Genomic DNA, 23946 nt, shown 5'->3' with positions numbered 1-23946 from the left:
TGCTTTTTTGTTATAATAAAAGCGAAATCTTCAAAGTGCTTAAATGAAATGGGGAATGAATATGAGTCAAGATTTTATGCAGCTGACCTCGGTTGATGAGGTATGCGCATTTTTAAAAGAACGCGGCAGCCGGCATCAGAATTATCATCATTATACGAGTTTGCCGACCTTAAAACTGATTCTTAATGGCAGTACATGGAAGCTGTCAGATCCGATAACGATGAATGATCTTCAGGAACGGCAGGAAAAGGGGGCTGAGGAAGTATGGCGGCAAACGGTTTTTGCCAGTTTTTGTTTTGGTGATTCTGAAAATATGGCGATGTGGGGTCTGTATTGTTTTCCAAGACAGGATGCTGTCAGAATATCATTGCCGCGTAAATTGATGATGCAGTGGCTGACAGAGACTGAAAAATCAGCCGATGTTTTATTGAGTGATGTGATCTATGTCAATCATCAAAAGACTCATCAGCTGCGCTGGAACAATCGCAGGCTCGATATTACCGAGATGCCCGCTTTGGCCAATATCAGTCATGAAAGGGCGATGACCGGTTTAATTAAAGCTGACGCGTGGAGCTATGAAAATGAGGTACGTTTTCTGATGCGTTTAAAAGATGCGGAAAATAAGGGTGTATTTGCAGCGCTGCCGGCTGATTTTGCGGGTTTAGTGCATGTCATGCTGGGTCCGTGGATGGATCAGGAAGCAAGGCATCTCGCGAAGGCAGAGCTGATTGCGCTGGGGGTACGCGCAGAGAATATTCATGAAAGCATCTTTACTGGTAAGGTTCATTTGGATAATAAATGCGAATCCTGTACTTATTTTCTTGCTGATCAAATGAGGAAAAAGGTGAATGAATAACGGTTTTTACGCATCACTCAATTTTACTTGTGCTATAATAGGAACATTGGAGGAAAATATCTATGAAAAATCAATTAATGCATGACTGTCTGGCTTTTATTCAAAAGAGTCCGAGCACTTTTCATGCTGTTCATGAGTTAAAAGATACATGTCTGAAGGCAGGTTTTACTGAATTAAAGGAAGGGACTGTCTGGCAGCTTGAAAAAGGCAGGGGTTATGTTGTTACCCGTAATGGCAGCAGCATCTTGGCATTTAAGATAGGCAGTAAACTGTCCGCCCCGATTTTTAATATCACCGCGTCGCATTCTGATTCACCAACATTTAAGCTGAAGGAAAACGCGGAAATTGAAAGCAGCGCTTATCTGCAGTTAAATACTGAAGGCTATGGCGGTATGATCGCTTCATCATGGTTTGACCGGCCATTGTCGCTGGCTGGCCGGCTGGCAGTGAAGAAAGCGGATAAAATTGAGATTCAGCTTTATGATGCGGGCCGTGATTTGTTAATGATTCCCAATGTGGCGATTCATATGAACCGCAGTATCAACAGCGGATATAATTATAATCTGCAGGTTGATTTACTGCCGTTATTCAGTGCCAAAAATAAGCAGGGAACGCTGAAAAAGCTGATTGCGGAAGATATTAAGGCAGCGGAAGCAGATATTTTAAGCATGGAATTAAACATTTATAACCGCACGCCTTATTCAATCTGGGGGGCTGAGGAAGAATTTGTTTCCTCACCAAAGCTGGATAATCTTGAATGTGCCTATACGACGCTTGATGGTTTCCTGAAAGCGCAAAATGATGAACGCATTTGTGTCTATGGCTGTTTTGATAATGAAGAAGTAGGTTCGACTAGCAAGCAGGGAGCGGATTCAACATTCCTCTATGATGTGCTGAAACGGATCAGCGCTAATCTTGGCTATGATGAAGAAGCTTATCTGGCTGGTTTGAATCATTCTTTTATGCTTTCTGCGGATAATGCTCACGCGCTGCACCCAAATCATCCTGAATTCAGCGATAAGACGAATCAGGTGCTGATGAATCAGGGGGTTGTCGTTAAGGGGAACGCGAATCAGAAATATACGACTGACGGTGTCAGCAATGCGATCTTTAAGGCAATCTGTGAACAAGCTGGTGTGCCGCTTCAATTTTATTACAACCGTTCTGATATGCCGGGCGGTTCAACATTGGGCAATCTGTCATCAAGACATGTCAGCATCAAAACGATTGATATCGGTCTTGCCCAGCTGGCGATGCATTCATCCTATGAGACAGCGGGAATTAAGGATGGTCAGTATATGAGTCAGGCTTGTCAGGCTTTTTATGAAACATCTTTAACAATGGATGAGGAAGCAATCAGATTCTAATCATAGATTTTTCAGAAAATACTTTCAATCTTGATGAAAATCGTTGTATAATTGAGAAGTCTGAGGAGGAATCAATATGAATCATGAACGTTTAGTTCTCCCAGAGAACTATGAAAATAAATTAAATTATCTTGATACAGAGCTGGCGATTAAAATAGTCAAGGACTCTTTTGAGAAAAGACTGGCCCATCATTTGAATCTTGTGCGTGTATCAGCACCGCTGTTTGTACGCAATGATTCCGGTTTGAATGATAATTTGAACGGTGTGGAGCGCCCGGTTGGTTTTGATATTAAGGATATCCACAGTGATGTGGAGGTCGTTCATTCGCTGGCTAAATGGAAACGTCTGGCTTTGAAGCAGTATGATTTTGAAACCTACCGCGGCATCTATACCGATATGAACGCAATCCGCCGTGATGAAGAATTAGATAATCTGCATTCTGTTTATGTTGACCAGTGGGACTGGGAGAAGATCATTGAGCGTGAAGAGCGAACGGTCGATACATTAAAGGAAACGGTGCGGGCGATCGTAAAAGCGATTAAGGAAACTGAATATGTGCTGCATGAGCATTATGATGAGCTGCAGCGGATAGTGCAGGGTGAGGTCTTTTTTATCACTTCTCAGGAGCTGGAGGATATGTATCCCAATAAGAGCGGCAAGGAACGCGAATATCTGATCTGTAAAGAGAAGAAAACAGTGTTCATCATGCAGATCGGCGATAAGCTGAAAAGCGGATTGCCGCATGACGGCCGCGCGCCGGATTATGATGATTGGAAATTAAACGGCGATCTGCTTGTTTATTATCCGATTCTTGACTGTGCTCTTGAATTATCCAGCATGGGTATCCGCGTCGACCGTGAATCACTGCTTGATCAGTGTACCAAGGCGAATACATTGGATCGTTTGGAATATCCTTTTCATAAGGCCTTGATGAATGATGAGCTGCCGCTTACGATGGGCGGCGGTATCGGTCAGTCACGGCTTTGTCTGATGATGCTGAATAAGGCGCATATCGGTGAAGTACAGGTTTCTACCTGGGGCGCGGATATGATTGAGGAATGCCGAAAACACGGCATCAGGTTGTTATAATGCAGTCTTTAATTCTTGAGGGCGGTACCTTTAGACCGGTATTCTCCTGCGGAATCATGGATTGTCTGCTTGACCATAAATTATATTTTCCTTATGTTATCGGTGTTTCGGCAGGAATTACCGATGGCATGAGCTATCTGTCACGTCAGAAGGGGCGCAACCTTGAGGTATTTATGCGCTACCGCAATGACAAGCGTTATGTCGGCATCGGCAATCTGATGAAACATCAAAGTCTGTTTGGCTTAGATTTTGTCTATGATGAAGTTCCCAATAAACTGCTGCCCTTTGACTGGCAGGCATTCTATGATTACCCGGGTCAGGGCTGGGTCGGCGTAACTAATGCTGATACCGGTGAGGCTGAATACATTAATTGCCAGCTGCTTGATAAACAATGTACGATGCTGCGGGCAACGTGTGCGATTCCCTTAGTATTCCCGGCCATTGAATTAAATGGCAAACGGTTTTATGACGGTGGTTTGGCAGATCCGATCCCAATCCGCAAGGCCATTGCCGATGGCTGTGATAAGCATTTGATTATTTTAACCCGCTGCAAGGGCTATGTAAAGGAACTCAGCAAGCAGAACATTGTCGCGGCTAAGGTTTTGAAAAAGAAATATCCAAAGCTGGTGCCGCTGTTGGAAACAAGACATCTTGCCTATAATGAAACCGTGCAGTTCTGTGAACAGCTGGAGCGTGAGGGCAAGGCGCTGATCTTACGCCCTGAGTGGCCGATCGAAAGCTTTGAAAAGGATTTGAATAAGCTTCAGGCAGCCTATGATATGGGTTATCAGATGGCAGAGGCACATTTGGATGAAATCAAGGCTATTTTGAAACCTTCCAATAAATAAAGATACCGCATCACTTCTGCTGATGCGGTATTTACTTTCCTATGTGACAATAATGAAAGAATGCACTTATCGGGAGCATGTTAAAATATAAATAGATAAAGTGTCCTTGATGCGGAAAGGAGAAGGCTATGATCACTATTTTTAATCGAAAAGAAGTAGCAGCTACATTTTCCGAAGAACGTCAGGCCGAGATCCGTCAGATTCTTGGCGCCTGCGGTGTTGATTACCGTTGGAAAATCATTCAGGCGGAACCCAATCGCGGCCGCATGACTGAAAGAAGCTGCTTTCAGGGAAAACGAGACAGTGAATATGTCATCTATGTTGCTAAAAGAGATTATGAGAAGGCGATGCATCTCTTACAAACGTATAAAAAACAAAAGAACTGAGGGGATAATATGCTTCACTTATTAAACCGCGCGGTACTGCTTGATACAGCTTCTGTTGATCGGCAGGTACAAATCAAAGATTTATTATTGGCTAATGGCTATGAGGTTTATGTTAAGGCAATGGCTTATCAGCCGCTGCCGGCGGCCGCTTCACAATTAGGTAAGAAGTTTGGCGAACATAAGAGTGAGTGCATCTATCGGATTTATGTCAGACGATCAGAGCTTGCGATAATCATGAGTCTGATTAAAAAGCATAATCTATAATAGGGATAATAAAAGGCAGATTAATCTGCCTCTTTCATATTCAGACCTTACAAAATTGAAAGCTAACTGTAAGTGTAAGCGATGGCTGTCATTTAAACGCTGTTTTATAATGGTTATAGTAAAGGTGGTGATTCAGATGAAGAAACTGATCAAAGCATTCGCATTAACCATCATGGCTTGTTTTATGGTACTGCTGGTATTAGGCTTTATTGAATACCGCAGTGTAATCCGTGAAATGCCGATTCAGGATAAGGTAGCCTCAATCATGCAGAAGGACGATTATGTGCCGATTGATGAAATCAGTGATTATCTGAAGGTAGCGACAATATCCACAGAGGATAAGCGGTTCTATAAGCATCAAGGCGTTGACCTCATCGCTTATGGACGGATTCTTTATGTATTTATTACCAGCGGGCAAATCAGCGGCGGCGGTTCTACCATCACGCAGCAGCTGGCAAAAAACATGTATTTTTCCTTTCAGCCATCAATCATCCGCAAGGTTGCTGAATTCTTTGTAACAAAAGATTTAGAACGGCTCTATGATAAGGATACGCTTTTAGAATTATATCTCAACATCATAAATTATGGAGATAATAATATCGGTATTGCCAGTGCCAGCATGAATTACTTTCATGTTGAACCTGCAGATTTAAGCTTTGACCAAGCAACCTTACTGGCCGGCATCCCTCAGTCACCCGCTAATTATCAGTTAAGCAATCATGAGGATCAGGCCAGGCTCAGGCAGCAGGCAGTCTTGGCAACCATTGAGGATAACGGCTACTATGATGACGATGAGCTGGCAAGGCTGCTGTTAGGCGTTAATCCTTAATGACGGCGCTTGGTTAGATGCGTACTGAGTAAGTTTTGAATCGTTGCTGGTTCAGGATCGATATAAATAGTTTTATATGAGGAAAGCAGGGCTTGGCCAAGCATGCCGCCCTTTGCTTTTTTTAAATAGCGGACTTCACAATAATCAACAGGTACTGAGCTTGACTGCCGTCCCTGTGAATAATAAGCGGCTAACATTGCCGCCAGGCGCAGCAGCTCTTCATTGGGATGAGCGTCATTAATCAGAACGTGAGCACCGTGGAAATCCTTGGCATGCAGCCACAAATCATCCTTGCGCGCAAAGCGGAAGGTCAGATAATCATTTTGAATATTATTCTTGCCGACATAGATCTTATGACCGTCTTCAAATTCAAAGGTCATAAAATGCGGAATTTCATTTTGTTTTTTCTTTTTGATTCTCTGCTTCTGCGGTTTCAGATAATGCATTTTTTCTAATTCATTGCGAATTTCAACGGCATCCTCAAAGCTGGCATATTCAAGCTGAGCGCCGATCTCTTCAAAATAAGCGAGTTCTTTTTCGCAGAGTGAAATCTGTTCGCTGACTAAAAGCTGAGCAGTTTTACTTTTATGATATTTCTGATAATACTTTTTCGCGTTCTGCTTGGCATCAAAACGTATATCAAGCGGAATCTTAATCATTTCACCCGTTTCAAAATCAGGCAGCTCCACACTGCCGCTTTTTTCATTCAGCGTATCGGCATAGGCATAAAGCAAATCGCCGTACATCCTATAATGTTCACAGTTCATCGCATCCTCAAGTGTCTGATTGAGTTTGCCCAGCTTATTGGTATTCTTATTGATTTCACGGCGTACAAGTTTAAATAAGTCACCGCTTTGCTGGCGGATGCGCTCCCGTTCTTCCTTGTGATAGAAAATAACATCGATGCCTTTTTGCAGGCTGTACGCGGCCGGCTGATTTTCAAGGTGAGTGAGCGGCAGACAATGAAACTGCGGTTCCTTTTCGGTTTCAGTAATATAAAGCGTTTTTGAGGCAAGCAGCTCCTTCATGATTTCCGCAAAATTTTCACCGTTATGCATGCGGTGCTGAAATTCACGGCTCAGCTGCGGGGAGAAGCCATGAAACTGCTTCACCAGCGATTCATCCGCGTCAGCGTCCAATGTGATCCGCGGATCTTTCTTCAGCTCCTGAGCCGGCAATGTATAAAGGGCACCGGGATGAATCGTTCGCTTCGTATTTTCAAAGGGCGGAATCCGCTTCATCGCGTCAATGATCTTTTCATTTTCATCAACCAAGACACAATTGGCATATTTGCCCATCAATTCGATATACAAAGAAAAATCATGCTGATCACCCAGATCATTGCGGGCAGTAATCAGCATATGCAGGATGCGGTCAAGGCCAACCTGTTCACATGAATTAATGATACCGCCGTCAAGATACTTCCTCAGCACCATGATAAAGTTATTTGGGACATCGGGAGCGGTGTATGTTTCTTCGGTAAGATTAATGCGGTTATATTGTGAGTGACAGCTGATCATCAGCTTAAAACCACTGCTGCGGGAGCGGCAGTTAAAGAGTATTTCAGTATCTGATATCTGCTGGATTTTATTGATTTTAGCCGGCAGCAGCTGTTTAATTTCTTCATTGATTTGATATAAGAGTAAGCCATCTAAAGCCATGGCAACCCCTCCTTTCATGTGCTTTATTATACCATGATTTAGCGGATGCATTGAATTATTTATTTAAAGCGCGGATATTCATCAGGGTATGCTTGAATGTCATAGGTATTATTTGTTAAGTTTGTATCTTTATAATGACGCCTTTAGGAAAATGTTTGACTTTCATTAAGGAGCGTTATATCATAATTAGTATCTATAAAAGGTGAGGACAGCAAAAATGAAAAAAGGGCTACTGATTATTATTAGCGGACCAAGCGGCGTAGGCAAGGGAACGATTCGCGAATACTTTATGAAGGATGAAAGTCTGAATCTTACATATTCTATTTCTATGACCACAAGAGCGCCAAGAGCCGGCGAGGTTAACAACGTTGATTATATTTTTACTGACAAGGCAGAATTTGAGCGTCAGATCAAAGCGGGCAAGCTGTTGGAATGGGCTGAATTTGTCGGCAATTATTATGGCACACCCTTAGAACAGGTTGAAAAGCTGCGCAATGAGGGAAAAAATGTCGTGCTTGAAATTGAAGTTCAGGGGGCGACACAGGTACGGGAGAAATGTCCTGACGCAATTACGATCTTTATTATTCCGCCGACGATGGAAGAGCTTGAAAAACGCATCCGCGGCCGTAAGAGCGAGCCGGAAGAAGTTATTCAGCAGCGCTTGGCAAAGGCGGCCTTAGAGATGAAGCAGATCTCTGATTATAAGTATGTAGTCTGCAACGACGATCCGGAGCTGGCAGCGGATGTCATCGGGCTGATTGTGAAACGCAACAGTAAATAGGGAATTGACAGGTTATCGAGGGATAGCCTGTTTTTATTTTAAAATAAAGGCTGAAAATACTTGTTATCACATAATTTCACAATGATTTTATTCAACGTTAAGGTGAAAATACTGTATAATGAATTTAGTAGGAGGTAGTTTTATGTCTGAATTAAAAAAGCAAACTTGTTCCCACTGCGGAAGTGAAATTGATGAGTCATGTAAATTCTGTCCCAATTGCGGAGCTAAAATAGTCAGAGCTGAGAAGGATGAAAAGGATGAAATCAGCGCTGTCATGAATGAATTGTTTGAGGATACGCCGATGGCTGAAAAAGAAGAACCGGTAACGATTCCTAAGTTCAGTGAGCCTCAGCGTCAGGCAGGCAAGGAGCCAAAGCCGATTCGTGAACAGGCCAAGCCGTCAAGACCGCGTCCGACTGAAAAAGAAAGCCGTCTGCCGGTAATCTTAACGGTGGCGGCAGTAGCGCTTGTTGTTCTGTTAGTTGCCGGCGGCGGGTTTATGATTTATAAGGCGATGCAGTCACCGTCAAATCCGACACCGCCAATTGTCGATAATAACAACAATGGCCAAAACAATCAGAATAACCAAAATAACAGCCAGCAGCCGGATAATCACCAGCCTGGAGATAAACCGATTGCCAGTGATGATGATAAAAAACCATCTAAGGATAAAGATTTGAAAGATGGTGTAATTCTTGATTTTACAGAAGATATGGGGCAGCTTGCGGGTATTGCCTCAATCAGTGAAATCAAGGTTCAGGATATGGATAACGGCAATCTGCGCTTTACGATCAGCTATGAGTCATCATCAGATCTGACAATGATTTTTGCCAACGCGCCGGATGGTCAGATTTTCCGCATCGAGGTTGATGTGACAGGCAGCGGTCAGGGTGCTTACTTTGAAGTAAGTAAGAGTATTTTAAAACCAGACATGGCACTAATGGTCACCTTGTTTGAAAAGGTTGAAGAAGGCAGCATGAGTGACGGTACGCCGATTGGCAGCGGCAGCGCTGTGATCAGTGCTGAAACGATGGCTGAAATCTTAGAATTAGCCGGTGAATAATTAAGTTGAATAAAGAATCTTGCAAGCCGGGATTCTTTTTCTTTTTGATATATAAAAGTTACAAAAAGGATGGGAAATCAATGAAAAATATTGTATGATAGTAATAATATAAAGAGGGTAAATATATGAAGGAAGAGCTTCAGAAAACATTTGATGATTATCTGGATCGTTTTGAGAGCGATGAGAGTGTCTGTGAGGGATTCAAGAAACTGCTGTTGGAACAGATCGGCCTTGGCCCTGTCCTAGAACCAGTTATGCAGCGCTATATTGAAATTGCGGAACGGAAGGCTTACGCTTATGCACTGCCCTTAGGTTATGCGATGATGTTTTATATATACTATGGCCGAAATCTCGATTTGGCGATTCACTATAATGAATTAGCCAGAGAAATGTTTATGCGTCAGCCAGACTATAAGGAACATGACGGCATTTTAACGGTAGCGAATAATGCCTTGCTCGGTCATATTTTTAAAGGAAATTACGGGGCGGCTTACCAGGAAATACTGGCAGCCATGCCAATTGCGGAAAAAGGCGGCCAGATAACCTATTACTCCGCGTTTTTAAATAATGGAGCAATCATTTTGCGGGAATTTGGCTTATATAAAAAAGCGATTCAGCAGGTTGAAGAAACATTGGAAAAAAGAGATTTTATCGGTGACAGTAATTTTTATACCACTGTTTTTTTATTATGCGGCTTATACCTTGCGGTTAAGGATACGGCTAAGGTTAAAAAGCTGCTTGATACATATGTGCCCGAATTACAGAAAACGGGTTATTTTGATGTAAATATTTTTAATTTAGGCTATCTAGACGCGGCCATTCTTGAGGATGATCGCAAGCTGGCTGATGAATTGTATCAAAAATTTATCACATCTTATGATTTTACTAAGGGCGATGATATGGATAACGGCGAGGTTTATTTTACTTTAGGCCGCTACCATATGTATCGTAAAGAGTATGAGCAGGCATTAAAATATTATAAGCTTCTGCTTGATTATAAAGGCGGCTTTTTTGGTCATAAAAGACAGCTGCTGGAAGAAGCGGCAAAGCTTTATGATTGTTTAGGTGATCAGGATAAAGCTTATTGCTATTTACAGTCAGCTCATGAATTAACTAAGACATTTATTTCCTTTATTGATGATATTTATCACAAGGAGATTGAGGACGTATGGGAACAGAACCGGCGCTTATCGTATGAGGTAATGTATGACCGGCTTTTAGTCATGACTGAATTTGGTAAGGTTGTAACCTCTTGTTTGACCTGGCAGCAGCTGTTAGAGGTGATTACCCTTCATGCCGGCCGCATTTTCTCCTTTGATGAATGGCATTTGTTATTTTATGATGAGCCCTTGCAGCGTTTCGGCAGTTTGGATCATGAAAGCTATGATTTAGCTGATCATCCTTTATTGGCTCTGTGCGTCAGCAAAAACAGCGCGTATAAGCTGGGCAATTGGAATGCGGAAACTGATTTGGCCAAACGCTTGGGGAAGCTGTATGATGAACACAGCCGCTCAATGCTGATTCAGCCGGTCAGCTATCAGGGAGAATTGCTGGCATTATTTTGTATGAAGTCCAATCAGATTGAAAATTACAGCCGTACAGATCAGGGCCTGCTTCAGATTTTCGCGGATTATATCGCGATTGCGATTCACAATGTGAAGCAGTATTCAGCGGCGCTTGAGAAGTCGAGCTATGATTATCTCAGCGGTATCTATAACCGCAGTGCGCTGATGAAATATGGAGAAGGAATGCTTCAGCGCGCGGATCAGGAAAAGCATTCCATCGGGGCATTAATGATTGATATCGATGACTTTAAAAAGATTAATGACAGCTATGGACATATGCAGGGAGATCGCGTTATCTGCGCGGTTACGGATATTTTAAAGCAGCATCAGCAGCAGGGAATCATCGCCCGCTTTGGCGGTGAGGAATTCATTTTGCTGATTGATTCGCTCAGTGAACAGGCATTATATGAATTAGCTGAACGCATTCGTTATGCTTGTGAAACAAACCGTGTGTCAATGGGTGAGACGGCAATTCATTACACAATCAGCATTGGCTGCTGTTACCGTGAATGCGCGCCAAAATCGCTGCATGAATTATTTGATGAAGCTGATCAGCGGATGTATATTGCCAAAAGAAATGGTAAGAACTGTGTTCAGATGTAATACAGGGTTATGTTAAAAGGAAAGAACTGAAAAGGTCAGGCAGAGCTATGGAAAAGGAACACGGATTTACTGAATATGAAGAATGGGCTGAATATTTTAAAATTTATACAGATCGTATTCTCAGTATTGAAAAGCTGACCTCTTTTTCATCTGCTCACTATCAGAATGGGGCTCACTGGCTGACATTATATAAAAAACGCGCCCTGTGCTTAAGGGAAATGTATCTGGATAATGAAAAATATCTTGAACGCCATCTTTACTGGTTTATTAAAAACCCAGAGCATTGGGAGGCGGATGTCGCGGCTTCCTTGCTTGATTATTTATTTAGAAACAGTATTCGCATAGAAGATATTGAGGCTACTCAGAAAACTGCCGAATCGCTTTATAATTATTATCAGCAGGCAGACAATGAGATTGCGATGATGAAATGTACCTTAATTATCCTCACCAACAGGATCATGCTTGATTTCCCCCATAATAAAGAGCAAATCTTATCGCTTTGTGAATGGGCAATCGATGTTTATGAGCGCAATTATGAGCAGTTGAATGCTGTGGAACGCAGTATGGGATTAAGCTTTTATGATTATGAAAGCAATGCCTGCAGCGAATATGTGAATTTTGATCCGATTATAAGTCCGGAAACGCTGATTAAGCTGTATCAGCGGCGGATGCGTCACATTGAACGGTTTATAACTGAAGAAGATTTGTCGCTGCGTGTTAATCATATTGTGCCTTATCTGCGGGTATGCTGGCAATGCGGTTTTGTCGGTATACCGATTAAAGCTAAGCATACCGCTTTTACAGCTGAACAATTAGCTATGTTTTATGAAGTATGCAGGCAGATGGAAAACGAAACACAGGCTGGTTCTATTCAGGATGTGAAGGTTTGTTTGATCAAGCTGATGCTTACATATCAAGAGCAGGGGCTTGATAAGGATCAGGTCATGGCTGAATTAATAAGACTTCAGAACATGCTGCCTAAACCGACGATGACCTATGATGATGAATTGATGGATGCTTTGCAGATACTTTCCTGTGCCATCCGCATTATTGCGAAAGATGATAAGAAATATCAGGCTGAGGTAAAGGGTATTCTGCAGATATTGCTTGATGCCTATCTTTGTCTGCCTAATGACAATTATATCGAGCATATTACCGATAATGCGATTTTTCTTTATATGTTTCCGCTGCTGAATGTTTTGCCGGCAGATGAGATCTTGCGAATTACTCTTTTTCTTACGATTTTCCGACAGCCTCAGACCGCCGCACACACGATCATGGTTGGAAAGCTGGCAACTACGATCGTTGCCGCAATGATCGATAAGACACCGGCTTTATTCATGAGGATGAGCTGTTTTTCATCGATTGCGCATGTTCAGGCTAACCGTCAGAAAATTATTGACTATGTAGGTGAAGCTGCCTTGCTGCATGATGTCGGAAAAATTTTAAGCAGCAATGTGATCAATATGCAATATCGGCGGCTGATTGATCTTGAATTTGAAGCAATTAAGCTGCATCCGATAAGCAGCGGTGAAATCTTGAAGCAGATTCCAACCATCGCTGATTTCTATGATATCGCTGTCGGTCATCATAAAAGCTATGACGGCCAAAAAGGTTATCCGATTGATTTTGATAATCTGCATTCACCGCAGAAGCTGTTTATTGATTTGATTACAATTTGTGACACATTAGATGCGGCAACCGATAATTTAGGCCGTAATTATGCGCGTACAAAACAATTTAAAGAAGTGCTGGAAGAATTAAACAGTGAAAAGGGAAGCCGTTATTCTGATTCAATTGTTGATTTGATTCTGAATGATGATGAATTACAGATTCAATTGGAGGAACTGCTGAACAGCCGTGAGGAAAGCTATCGGCAAGTTTTTGAAATCATTGATTCAGAATTGAGAGAATTTCAAACGAAACAAACGATATAAAAAATAGTTATCTTTTCAGCCGGTTACGTCTTCTCTATAAGCTGAAAACCGCATGGTTATTGGGTTTCTTGTAAAATAAGCATATATGTAAAGTGGCAAAATGGTGCCCAATGGGTGCCCAGATGAACAAAAAGAGTTATGGACAGTAACATGAGTTATGATACAAAATGAGCTGTTTGACATTTCCGCACGCTGATATTAGGATGGAAATGTTTAAGTTGTGTTTGTTTTTGGCGGATAAGATGTACTAAATAAAGGAGATGATGTTGATGAACGGACGTGATGTGAGAGTAGGCGCAAGCCTGTTAGTTGGCGATATGGACAGTATGGTACGGTTCTACAGAGATACATTGGGCTTTCGTACACAATGGGATGGTGGGGATTTCGCAGAGTTTGAAACGGCAAGCGGTGCGCTGTCTTTGTTCATGTACAGTAGGAAACAATTTGTAAAGGCGATTGGAGAGACCTACGTCCCGCCAAAGGGGATTAATCAGACGTTTGAAATAGCCCTTTGGTTGCCTAGCTTTGCTGATGTGGATGCGGAATATGAGCGGCTATCAAAGTTGGACTTGCAATTTCCTACTGGAGCACCCATTACCTATCCTTTCGGCATCCGCAACTTTTATGTTGCCGACTTGGAAGGCAACTTGCTTGAAATCGGTAGTACGAGCGAAACGTAGAGCTACGTCTTAATGGTAAAAGGCGTACTACGCTGTAGTTGTTTTCAATAGTGGCAAGCAGTGTTTCGTGGTACACACGAAACGATTTTCCACTTTTTCGTCACCGCGAAAACCTGTAAAATCTTCATGTTGAGGAGGCACCCCAACAAGCGTTTTGCAGAAGTATATACACTCCTGCCCTGCTTGCCACGATTGTTTTTTTTGGATTGGTACACCAGTCACGCATGGAAATAGCCCCGGCATGTGACGGCGCCAATCTCACCGGGGAGGTCATGCGCAATGAGAAAACGCCCATTTCATACGGGTTTACGGGGCCTACATATGGAACAATTTGCCACCTTGTGACAACTGAAACAGCTATACAGGCAATAAAAAACTGAAGCTGAACGCTCATGATTCATGAAGCGATTTCAAATCTTCAGTTATTTTTCTATTGATTTAACAGTGCTTCGATGCGCTGGGCAACACCGTCATCAAGGTTGCTGGCCGTAATTTCATCAGCAATTGCCAGTGCCTTTTGTGAACCGTTAGCCATGACCACGCCAATGCCGCATTCCTTCAGCATTTCTAAATCATTATCCTCATCACCAAAGGCCATTACATGATCTAATGTGAAGCCATGCAGCCGGGCAATTTGTTCGATACCGCGGCTTTTAGAATTACGGGCATCAAATATTTCAAACAAATCCGGCTGTGAATGCACACCCCGCACATTTTCTATATGAATCTGGCTCATGACTTCTTCTACCCGCGCCATCTTTTCCTTTGGACAGGAAATTAAAAGCTTAGGGTGCTCATGACTGAGTATTTCATCAGTAAGCTCACGGCGCGGCAGCCGGTTGTTGCGGCTGAGCCGTTCACTGACAGCGTCAACCTTTTGTGTATAAATGCCGTCTTGTTCATATAACATGAAGTTAATGCCTTCATTTTCATAATGCTTCATAATTTCAAGCTGATTGGCTGATGAAAGCGGATAATTCAGGCGGCTTTCATTTAAGGTATAATCAATCAGCTGGGCGCCGTTAAAGCCAACGATGCAGTCGATGTCTTCTTCAATACCCCAAATTTTAATCAGCTCACTGACCGCATAAGGCGGCCGGCCGGTTGCGATACCAAAATATATACCCGCCTGCCGTGCCATTTTGATTGCTTTTTTAGTGCGGTCAGAAACTGAATTAGCACTTGTAAGCAGGGTGCCATCAAGATCACACATAATCATTTTAACTGTTTTCATTGCTGCCTCCCAGATAATGCAGGCATTCATAGGCTACACCATCTTCATTATTAGTTTTTGCGGATAAGGTCCGTGCCACGGCCAACGCTTTCTTTGTGCCGTTTTTCATTGTAACACCAATGCCGGCGCTTAACAGCAGCGGTTCATCATTGCCGGAATCGCCAAAGGCAATCACTTCATCAAGCTGAATGCCTGTCTGCCGGCAGATATATTCAACCGCGTTGCGTTTGCTGACGGATTTCTTACAGATTTCCACTGCCATTGGATTGACATAATAAAATGCGTACTGATCAGGATAAACCCTTTCCACAAGCTCAATCAGTTTTTTGATCCGCTTAACCGTACCGATGAAACAGATCTTATAAACATCCTCATTGAGATACTCACGCATGGATTGGACATTGCGGGTTTCTTCAAGCAGATGAACTGTGTAAGTGCCTTTTTGATATCCCAAACGATGCATCAGCTTTAATAATCCCACCGCGCCTTTTAAACCGCCGCCCAGTAAACGATTGATTTTCAGATGATATTGATCGGCGATGCGGACATATTGAATCAGCTTTAATTCATCGGCGATGCTGCACAGCTTCTGACTTTCCTGAGGATTTAATGAATCAAAGGTATGACAGCTGCCATCTGCCATGCGGGTTACCTCATAACCATTGGCACATACCATCCAGCCATTGTATTCTTTTAATTTTAACTGCTTTGCATAGCGATCGACCTCACGCTGGAAACGGCCGCTGGCTAAGACGACGATGCAGCCCTGCTGCTGATATTCCAGCAAGGTCTTTTCGGTAAACGCGCTGATTTTTTTAGCGTCATTAAGCAGGGTACCGTCAAGATCTGAGACAATCATTTTGATTTTATGCTCCATACTACCTCCATAAATGAAAAAGCTGAAACCAGATTATTTGATTTCTTCGGCCCAGCTTTTTTTCTTTTCTTTTTCTTTGATCTGCACTTTTTTCACAGGGCGGATCGGTTCAAACTGCTCCTGGCGTTCATTGAGGCTGATTGCGGCAGCCGGCTGTTGGGCACGGACATAAGCCATTTCCTCATGTTCGATTATTTCATCATCAGCCAGCAGCGGCCGGCCGTCACGATCGACAAGAACACACAGACCGGCGCCAGAACCTTCATTGTGGAACATATACTGTACATGGGTTTCTACATCGACTAAAAGCTTGGTACAGGCTGACATTCCATCATGATAAATCTCAGTCGTAATAAAACGGTTTTTATTCTTTTTCATGGCACCACGTCCTTTCTCTATTATTATACACAATCCCGCCGAACAATTCTATAACGGAAAGGGAATAATTGCGGCAGAATATTAAAAATTTCAGCCGTTATTAATGCGTGACTAAATGCATTTGAAAAAACGAAGCAGGTTGGCTTGGCTCATGGTATAATAATAGGGTGAGGTGAAGTGAATGAATCTTGTCTACTGCTATATCGAACATCCTGTATCAGCCATTGATCAGCGGTATACCTATCAGTTTCATGATGAAAAAATTGAGCCGGGGATGCGGATTCAGGTTGATTTTGCGCATCGGCTCTGTGTCGCTTTCGTTGATGAGGTTGTTTATGATACGAAGGAAAGCTTTGACTTTGAAATTAAGGATGTTGTCAAGGTATTGGATGCTTCACCTATTCTGAATGCGGAATTAATGGCTTTAGGCAAATGGCTGGCGGAAACAACGGTTTCACCGGTAATCGCCTGTTTTCAAGCGATGCTGCCGGCAAAGCTGAAACCTAAGTCAAGCAAACAGCGCATAAAAATGGAAAAATGGGTGCGTGTTCATCATGTGCCTTTGGTTATGACGCCTAAGCGTCAGGAAGCCTTGTCTGCCTTACAGGCGGTTGGGGAAATGACGCTGACAATGTGGCGCCGTGATTTTAAGAGTGTGGGAAAGGCGCTTGAGGAATGTCAGGCGGTGGAAGTGTTTGAAAAGGAAGCGAAAGCGGCTGAGGAAAAACTGAGTGTCAGTGATTTTGATTTGACTCTAAGTGAGGAGCAAAAGCAGGCCATTGAACAAGTGCTGCATCCGCGTAAGTCAGTGCTTTGTCTGCACGGCGTTACCGGCAGCGGCAAAACAGAGGTTTTTCTGCGCTGTGCCAAAGAGGTTTTAAAGCAGGGCAAGCAAGTGCTGCTGCTCGTACCGGAAATCGCGCTGACACCGATGATGGTGGAGCGTGTTCAGAAGCGTTTTGGCAATGATGTGGCAATCTATCATTCCGCATTAAATGATCAGGAAAAATATGAACAGTTTCAAAGCGTGCGCAGGCATGAGAAAAATATTGTGGTCGGTACCCGTTCCGCAATCTTTATGCCTTTTGATCAATTAGGCTTGATCATCCTTGATGAAGAGCATGACAGCAGCTATAAGCAGGACAGTCAGCCGCAGTATCACTGCCGTGATGTAGCGATATGGCGGGGAGCTGTCCATCATGCGACCGTTTTGCTGGCGAGTGCGACGCCATCTTTAGAGACGTATGCGCGTGCCATTAAGGATGTTTATCAGCTGATATCACTGAAAAGCAGGGTAAGTAATAATCTGCCGGATGTGTCGCTGATCAATATGCAGCAGACTGTAAAAAAAGGCGGCTCTTATATATTGAGTCCGCAGCTGATTGAAGCCATGCGTTTGAGTCTGGATCGCAATGAACAAGTGATTTTGCTGCTGAACCGGCGCGGCTATCAGCCGACGATTCATTGCAGTGAATGCGGAACAACACTGATGTGTCCGCATTGTGACCGCGCTTTAGTTTACCATAAGGATGATCAAAGCGCTAAATGCCATCTATGCGGTTACAGCATACCGGTGCCCAGTGTTTGTCCATCATGCAAATCACCTTCATTAAAAGGAATGGGGTTTGGAACACAGCGGCTGGCGGAAATGGTCAGCGAGCTGTTCCCGGATAAAAAAATCATTCGCATGGATGCCGATACGACAGCCCGCAAGAATGCGCACCGTGATTTACTGGCACAATTTGGCCGGCATGAAGCGGATATCCTGCTTGGTACGCAGATGATCGCGAAAGGCTTGGATTTTGAAAATGTCACGCTGGTGGGAATTCTTCAAGGTGATGCGATGCTTTATCGCTCAGATTATCGCAGCAGTGAGCTGACCTTTGATCTGCTGTGTCAGGCCAGCGGACGAAGCGGCCGCGGTCAGAAAAAGGGGAAGGTATTGCTTCAGGTTTTTGATGATCAGCACTATGCCGTGCGCTGTGCGCTGACCCATGATTATCTGAAATTTTTTGAACAGGAAATGCGCTACCGCCATTTAGCCGGTTATCCGCCATATACCTATCTGGCATCGATTCTGTATATTCATAAAGATAAGGAATCAGCCAGTGAGGCGGCGTGTGAGGGCATGCGCTGCTTGGCGGAAGAAACATTCAGGCTATTGGGGCCAAGTGAATTAATGAAGGTAAAGGATGAATATCGATTCCGTATTTGTATTAAAAGTAAATCACTGACGCAATTGCAGAAAGCGGTTTATCAGCTTTCACGCAGACATCGCTCATCAAAAAGCAAGGTCAGACTGCAGATCGATATCAATCCGCTGAATATGGATTAGAGGAGAAGCTTATGAAAGCAAGAGAAAAAGCATACAATTGTTTATGTGATATTGTTTTAGGCAAGAGTTACAGCAATCTTTATCTGCGTAAAGAAATTAATGATTTCAGCTCAGCGGATAAGGGTTTGATTACCAATATCGTTTATGGTACGATGCAGAATTATCTCTATCTCAGATATCAATGGGAAGCCTATGTGCAAAGCGATATTGCCGCTGATATGGCGCTTTTGATGGATATGAGTATCTATCAGTTCCTGTTTATGGATAAGGTGCCTGAATATGCGGTGGTGAATGAAGCCGTGGAAATTGCGGCTAAGAAGCATAAAGGCAAGTATAAAGCGATGATTAACGCGATGCTGCGGCGCTTTTTAAGAGAGGGTAAACGTCCGATCCTTGGTGATGCGCTCTTTCAGCTGTCTATCAAAACATCGCATCCTTTATGGGTAGTCAAGATGTGGGAAAAACAATATGGATATGAAATTGCTGAGCGGATCTGTCTTGATGATCAGGGAGCACCGGCGTTAGCGGCCCGGGTGAATACATGTGTTACCAGCCGTGATGAAATCATTGCCGCCAATCCTGATTTTGAAAAGGGCTGTTTGAGTGAAGACGCGCTGATTTATCATGGCGGCAATATTGCCGATACAAAGGAATATCTGACCGGCAGAGTATCGATTCAGGATGAGGCAAGCCAGTGTGTCGCCTTATTAGTTGATCCTCAGCCCGATGAGAGTATTTTGGATATGTGCGCGGCGCCGGGAACGAAAACATGCCACATGGCCCAGCTGATGAAAAACGAGGGAGAAATCATTGCCTTGGATATTCATGAACATCGTGTTGAATTGATTAGTAATGCGGCCGCCAGACTTGGCTTAAGCATCATTCAGCCATGGTGCTTTGATGCCTGTGAAATCAATCATGAATATGATGAGGAAAGCTTTGATCGGGTATTGGTCGATGCGCCATGCTCGGGCTACGGTGTAATGAAGCGCAAAAATGATATCAAAGTCCATATGCAGCCAGAGGACATGGATTCTTTGCTGCCGCTTCAGGCAAAGCTATTGGATACCGCATTTAAAATGGTAAAACCGGGCGGCGTTCTTGTCTATTCAACATGTACGCTGAATAAAAAAGAAAATGAAAAGCAAATTGAAAAATTTCTGGGACTGCATGATAACGCGCAGCTGATTTCTCAGCGAACCATTTTCCCTTATGAATACAATACCGATGGCTTTTATATGGCCAAGCTGGTAAAAGCTGAAAAGGCATAATCATCAAATGATACAGACATGTGCAAACAGTCTGTATTTTTTTTGTAATTTCGTGCTTGACTTTACACTTAGCGAGCGGTACTATAAAGATGTAATAAGCAAAAGATTAGAATACTAAACAAATGATTATAGAAAGGAGGCAGTTATGATTACTGATCGAGAACGTCAAATTCTGCATTGGATTGAGGAAAACCCCTTGATCTCCCAACAGGAACTAGCGGATCTGGCAGGTATTACCCGCTCATCAGCAGCTGTGCATATCTCCAATCTGACTAAAAAGGGATTGATTCAGGGTAAGGGTTATATCTTACAGAAAAAGCCATATATCGTGGTGATCGGCGGTGTGAACATGGATATCTGCGGACGTCCGTATCAGCCATTGGTCATGCGTGATTCCAATCCCGGCACCACCTTTTTATCAGCGGGCGGCGTTGGCCGTAATATCGCGCATAATTTGGCGCTGTTAGATGAAGATGTGAAATTGATTACGGCTTTTGGCAGTGATGGCTATGCGTCACAGCTCAGTGAAGAATGCCATCGCATCGGCATTGATACATCTCAGTCCTTTACGATTCCCAACGGTGTGACATCGACTTATTTATTCATTACTGATGAGCATGGCGATATGGAATTAGCGGTGTCGGATATGGGGATTTATGAGCATTTAACACCTGAACTGATGGCAACCCGCATCGATTTTATCAATCGGGCAAGCCTTTGTATCTGTGATACCAATCTACCGCAGAATACCTTAGAATATCTTGCCGAGCATTGCCAGTGTCCGTTATTTGCCGATACGGTATCAACGACTAAGGCGAAAAAGCTGAAAGGCTTGTTAGGTAAGATTCACACATTGAAACCAAACCTTATTGAAGCAGAGGAGTTGACAGGCATTAAAATCGCTGATGAAAATTCCCTGCGCGCAGCGGCGGAGTGTTTTTTGAAACAGGGCATGCAGCAGGTTTTTATATCTTTAGGAGAAGAGGGTGTTTATGCGGCAAATAACCATGAGCATCTGCATCTGCCAAGCTTTCCATGTGAAATTGTCAATACGACAGGCGCCGGTGACAGCTTTGTCGCAGCCCTTGCCTGGGCATGGCGTCAGCAGCTTCCACTGCGCGATATTGCCAGAGCCGGTATGGCGGCAGCCAGTATTTGTATCGCCAGTGAATCAACCATCAGTCCGCATATCAGCTGTGAACATATACTTGAAATCCTGGATCAGCATCCAGTAAAATAGGAGGAAAAACATGAACACAAGTAACTTAAGAAAGTATTTAGACGTATCTGAAGAAGTACAGAATGCATTAGCCGAGGGACGTCCGGTTGTAGCACTGGAATCAACGATTATCTCTCATGGCATGCCATATCCGCAGAATGTGGAAACCGCCTTAAATGTGGAAAAGGTCGTACGTGACAATGGTGCTGTACCAGCTACGATTGCCATTATCGGCGGTAAGCTGAAGGTAGGTATTTCAAAGGAAGAAATTGATCATTTAGGCCGTAAAGGACTCAATGTCATCAAAGCCAGCCGCCGTGATATTCCAGTGTTGGCTGCTAAGGGAGAAGATGGCGCGACAACCGTAGCGGCAACCATGATTCTTGCCAATCTTGCCGGTGTTAAAATCTTCGCGACCGGCGGTGTCGGCGGTGTTCACCGCGGAGCTGAAACTACGATGGATATTTCCGCTGACCTTGAGGAATTAGCTGAAACACCGGTGATGGTTGTCTGCGCAGGCGCTAAATCCATTCTTGATCTTGGTTTAACGCTTGAATATCTGGAAACCAAGGGGGTTACGGTATTTGGTTATCAGAGTGAAGAATTGCCAGCCTTCTATACCCGCAAAAGCGGCTTTAAAGTAGACTACCGCATGGATACACCAAAGGAATTAGCTGATGTCTACAAGGCTAAAGAGGATTTGGGATTACGCGGCGGAATGCTGGTAACTAATCCAATCCCTGAAGAATATTCAATGGATCCGGATATGATTAATAAATCCATTGATGAAGCAATTGAAGAGGCTAACCGTTTAGGCATTAAAGGCAAGGATACAACGCCGTATTTATTGGATAAGATTCAAAAGATTACCGGCGGATCAAGTCTGGCTGCAAATATTCAGCTGGTTTATAATAACGCTAAGCTGGCATCACAGATTGCCTGTGAATTAAGTAAGTTGAAATAAATAGTTGTGAAGTGAACTCATTAAATATGGGTTCGCTTTTTATGTGGTATAGGCAAACTCAACCTTAGGTTTGGTGTGTTTTATGAGAAATTGCTCAATAATTTATTTAGGAGGAATAGTAATGGTAAGAAAGCATGAGAAAACTGATTGATGCCAATGTTATTTTAAGGTATCTGAATATGACTGTTGGAGAAGTTCAGTCTGTTTGATGATAAGTATCATGTGCAATATAGAGTGACGAATCCTATGGATTTTCATGAAGGAATGGTAGTTTAGTGGAAATGATACCTGTTTCAGAAAAAAAGTTCTTTCTTTTTCTTTATATATGAGTATAATTGAAACAAAGAAATGGGGTAGTTTATGAAACATAAGGGCGTCTTTTTTGAAGCGGTTGAAACCACAATTCCGGTCATGCTTGGCTATTTATTTGTCGGCATCGCTTTTGGTATGCTGTTTCAGGAAAAAGGATATAATTTTTTATGGGCAGCAGCCATGTCGGTATTTGTTTATGCCGGCAGTATGCAGTTTATCGGTATTAATTTCTTTGTGCCGGGAGTCAGTCTTGTGGAAGTGGCATTGATGACCTTGCTGGTGAATGTACGGCATATATTCTATGGTTTAAGCATGATTGAGCCATTTTCGCATATGGGGCGCAAAAAGCCATATATGATTTTTTCTTTGACCGATGAAACTTATTCTTTGCTGGTTAATATCAAGAATGAGGAAGGTCACGCCGACAAGCTGATGTTTCTGATTTCATTTTTAGATCAATGCTACTGGATCATCGGCTCAATACTGGGTTCACTGATCGGCAGTATGCTGCCCTTTGATACAACAGGCATTGATTTTGCACTGATTGCTTTATTTGTAGTGATCTTTACGGAACAATGGCTAAGCTGTTCAGATCACCGCCCGGCATTGTGCGGAACCGCCTGCGGATTGCTTTCACTAGTTGTATTTGGCGCTGAGAATATGGTTATTCCTTCAATGATTTTGATTGTGCTTGTGTTAATGGCAATGAAGAAGAAAGCGGGTGATGCTTCATGATTTCAACAGCAACGTCTATCTTAATTATTGCCATTATGGCGGGTGTTACCTTTTTAACCCGTGTCATTCCCTTTATCTTATGGGGAAATAAAAATGAGCTGCCATCGCTGATCCGCTATCTGGGAAATGTTTTGCCTTATGCGATGATGGGCCTGTTAGTCGTTTATTGTCTGCGCAATACAGCTGTGCTGTCAGCCCCTTATGGCATCCCTGAATTAATTGCGGTTAGTGCCGTAGTTGGACTGCATTGCTGGAAACGCAACAATTTAATCAGTATCTTAGGCGGCACGGCATTATATATGCTTCTGGTGCAGGTGATCTTTAAATAATTGATATAAATAAAACCCTCGATTGAGGGTTTTGCTTACTAAAAAGGAAGTGTCAGATAGGATAATAACAAGACAATGGCCGGCGGTATCGCTAAAAGTAAGAAAAGGTTTGTCGTGGCAAAACGGTTTTCATTTTTAGATGTGTTTAAATTAGCCCGCATACGATCCCCTGAGGTTAATAACCCACTGCTTAATACGGCGATAATGAATAACGCTGCTGTAATGATCAGTAAGATATTTTTAAAATTATAAACATTCAATAGCTGAAGGATGTAAATGACAATAAAAATCAGAGTGTAAATGAGATAGACAATTTTCTTGTTCATATCAAATGCTCCTTTCCCAAGATTAAATGAATGTCT

Annotated in this window: 23 protein-coding genes; 18 read left to right on the top strand and 5 right to left on the bottom strand. The window is 43.0% G+C overall.

Annotation, left to right across the window (positions count from 1 at the left end):
• Window positions 1-61: 61 nt before the first annotated feature.
• The 7 genes from DWZ33_RS17065 (at window position 62) to DWZ33_RS17035 (ending at window position 5640) form a co-directional block, all read left to right on the top strand.
• A complete protein-coding gene (locus tag DWZ33_RS17065; protein ID WP_118456155.1) occupies window positions 62-856 on the top strand; it encodes a DUF2971 domain-containing protein in 795 nt (264 codons plus the stop codon).
• A 62-nt stretch (window positions 857-918) separates the two neighbouring features.
• A complete protein-coding gene (locus DWZ33_RS17060; RefSeq protein ID WP_022938246.1) occupies window positions 919-2223 on the top strand; it encodes a M18 family aminopeptidase in 1305 nt (434 codons plus the stop codon).
• Window positions 2224-2299: 76 nt separating this feature from the next.
• Window positions 2300-3313 (top strand): aspartate--ammonia ligase, encoded by a 1014-nt coding sequence (gene asnA, locus DWZ33_RS17055; RefSeq protein ID WP_022938245.1) that lies wholly within the window; start codon window positions 2300-2302, stop codon window positions 3311-3313.
• Entirely contained in the window at window positions 3313-4161 is an 849-nt protein-coding gene (locus tag DWZ33_RS17050; RefSeq protein WP_022938244.1) for a patatin-like phospholipase family protein, read from the top strand. The genes asnA and DWZ33_RS17050 overlap by 1 nt, the downstream gene beginning before the upstream one ends.
• A gap of 128 nt (window positions 4162-4289) precedes the next feature.
• On the top strand, window positions 4290-4547 hold the full coding sequence (locus DWZ33_RS17045; protein ID WP_022938243.1) for a hypothetical protein: 258 nt from the start codon (window positions 4290-4292) through the stop codon (window positions 4545-4547).
• 9 nt (window positions 4548-4556) lie between these two features.
• On the top strand, window positions 4557-4811 hold the full coding sequence (locus tag DWZ33_RS17040) for a hypothetical protein (protein WP_022938242.1): 255 nt from the start codon (window positions 4557-4559) through the stop codon (window positions 4809-4811).
• A 136-nt stretch (window positions 4812-4947) separates the two neighbouring features.
• A complete protein-coding gene (locus DWZ33_RS17035; protein WP_022938241.1) occupies window positions 4948-5640 on the top strand; it encodes a biosynthetic peptidoglycan transglycosylase in 693 nt (230 codons plus the stop codon).
• On the opposite strand, the gene DWZ33_RS17030 is transcribed toward DWZ33_RS17035, so the two are convergent.
• Window positions 5637-7301, bottom strand: coding sequence for an Rqc2 family fibronectin-binding protein (locus DWZ33_RS17030; RefSeq protein ID WP_118456153.1), 1665 nt, complete (start codon window positions 7299-7301; stop codon window positions 5637-5639). The two genes, DWZ33_RS17035 and DWZ33_RS17030, sit on opposite strands and share 4 nt — an antisense overlap.
• A 217-nt stretch (window positions 7302-7518) precedes the next feature.
• Here DWZ33_RS17030 and gmk point away from each other — a divergent pair, with 217 nt between their 5' ends.
• The 5 genes from gmk to DWZ33_RS17005 all read left to right on the top strand — a co-directional run bounded on the left by gmk (window position 7519) and on the right by DWZ33_RS17005 (window position 13930).
• On the top strand, window positions 7519-8082 hold the full coding sequence (gmk, locus tag DWZ33_RS17025; protein WP_022938239.1) for a guanylate kinase: 564 nt from the start codon (window positions 7519-7521) through the stop codon (window positions 8080-8082).
• A 142-nt stretch (window positions 8083-8224) separates the two neighbouring features.
• A complete protein-coding gene (locus DWZ33_RS17020; RefSeq protein ID WP_182425834.1) occupies window positions 8225-9145 on the top strand; it encodes a zinc ribbon domain-containing protein in 921 nt (306 codons plus the stop codon).
• Window positions 9146-9270: 125 nt separating this feature from the next.
• Window positions 9271-11313, top strand: coding sequence for a sensor domain-containing diguanylate cyclase (locus tag DWZ33_RS17015; protein ID WP_022938237.1), 2043 nt, complete (start codon window positions 9271-9273; stop codon window positions 11311-11313).
• Window positions 11314-11360: 47 nt separating this feature from the next.
• Entirely contained in the window at window positions 11361-13250 is a 1890-nt protein-coding gene (locus DWZ33_RS17010) for an HD-GYP domain-containing protein (protein WP_118456149.1), read from the top strand.
• A 269-nt stretch (window positions 13251-13519) separates the two neighbouring features.
• Window positions 13520-13930, top strand: coding sequence for a VOC family protein (locus DWZ33_RS17005; RefSeq protein ID WP_022938235.1), 411 nt, complete (start codon window positions 13520-13522; stop codon window positions 13928-13930).
• A gap of 430 nt (window positions 13931-14360) precedes the next feature.
• Here the strand turns inward: DWZ33_RS17005 and DWZ33_RS17000 are convergent, their stop codons facing one another.
• The 3 genes from DWZ33_RS17000 to DWZ33_RS16990 are packed head-to-tail and all read right to left on the bottom strand — an operon-like array spanning window position 14361 to window position 16419.
• Complete coding sequence (locus DWZ33_RS17000; protein ID WP_182425832.1) at window positions 14361-15164, bottom strand: HAD family hydrolase; 804 nt, start codon at window positions 15162-15164, stop codon at window positions 14361-14363.
• A complete protein-coding gene (locus DWZ33_RS16995) occupies window positions 15151-16041 on the bottom strand; it encodes an HAD family hydrolase (RefSeq protein ID WP_118456145.1) in 891 nt (296 codons plus the stop codon). Before DWZ33_RS16995 ends, DWZ33_RS17000 begins: the two co-directional genes overlap by 14 nt.
• A 33-nt stretch (window positions 16042-16074) precedes the next feature.
• Complete coding sequence (locus DWZ33_RS16990; protein ID WP_022938232.1) at window positions 16075-16419, bottom strand: DUF6440 family protein; 345 nt, start codon at window positions 16417-16419, stop codon at window positions 16075-16077.
• 181 nt (window positions 16420-16600) lie between these two features.
• On the opposite strand from DWZ33_RS16990, the gene priA reads away from it, so the two are divergent.
• The 6 genes from priA (at window position 16601) to DWZ33_RS16960 (ending at window position 23584) form a co-directional block, all read left to right on the top strand.
• A complete protein-coding gene (gene priA, locus DWZ33_RS16985; RefSeq protein ID WP_118456143.1) occupies window positions 16601-18754 on the top strand; it encodes a replication restart helicase PriA in 2154 nt (717 codons plus the stop codon).
• An 11-nt stretch (window positions 18755-18765) separates the two neighbouring features.
• The gene (gene rsmB / locus DWZ33_RS16980) at window positions 18766-20025 is read left to right on the top strand and encodes a 16S rRNA (cytosine(967)-C(5))-methyltransferase RsmB (protein WP_118456141.1); all 1260 of its coding nucleotides are present in this window, start codon (window positions 18766-18768) and stop codon (window positions 20023-20025) included.
• 145 nt (window positions 20026-20170) lie between these two features.
• The gene (locus DWZ33_RS16975) at window positions 20171-21265 is read left to right on the top strand and encodes a PfkB family carbohydrate kinase (RefSeq protein ID WP_182425830.1); all 1095 of its coding nucleotides are present in this window, start codon (window positions 20171-20173) and stop codon (window positions 21263-21265) included.
• Window positions 21266-21275: 10 nt separating this feature from the next.
• Window positions 21276-22208 carry a pseudouridine-5'-phosphate glycosidase gene (locus DWZ33_RS16970; RefSeq protein WP_118456139.1) on the top strand — a complete coding sequence of 311 codons (933 nt, stop codon included), beginning with the start codon at window positions 21276-21278 and terminating at the stop codon, window positions 22206-22208.
• Between the two features lie 360 nt (window positions 22209-22568).
• A complete protein-coding gene (locus DWZ33_RS16965; protein ID WP_022938227.1) occupies window positions 22569-23255 on the top strand; it encodes an AzlC family ABC transporter permease in 687 nt (228 codons plus the stop codon).
• Window positions 23252-23584, top strand: a complete 333-nt coding sequence (locus tag DWZ33_RS16960) for a branched-chain amino acid transporter permease (RefSeq protein ID WP_118456137.1) — start codon at window positions 23252-23254, stop codon at window positions 23582-23584. Before DWZ33_RS16965 ends, DWZ33_RS16960 begins: the two co-directional genes overlap by 4 nt.
• A gap of 38 nt (window positions 23585-23622) precedes the next feature.
• On the opposite strand, the gene DWZ33_RS16955 is transcribed toward DWZ33_RS16960, so the two are convergent.
• Window positions 23623-23910 carry a DUF5316 family protein gene (locus tag DWZ33_RS16955; RefSeq protein ID WP_118456136.1) on the bottom strand — a complete coding sequence of 96 codons (288 nt, stop codon included), beginning with the start codon at window positions 23908-23910 and terminating at the stop codon, window positions 23623-23625.
• Window positions 23911-23946: the final 36 nt, after the last annotated feature.

Origin of the sequence: Dielma fastidiosa (assembly GCF_003475485.1) — a bacterium.
GTDB classification, from domain to species: domain Bacteria; phylum Bacillota_I; class Bacilli_A; order Erysipelotrichales; family Erysipelotrichaceae; genus Dielma; species Dielma fastidiosa.
Note: the sequence above shows the minus strand (reverse complement) of the source record. Positions and strands in the feature narration are given on the sequence as shown.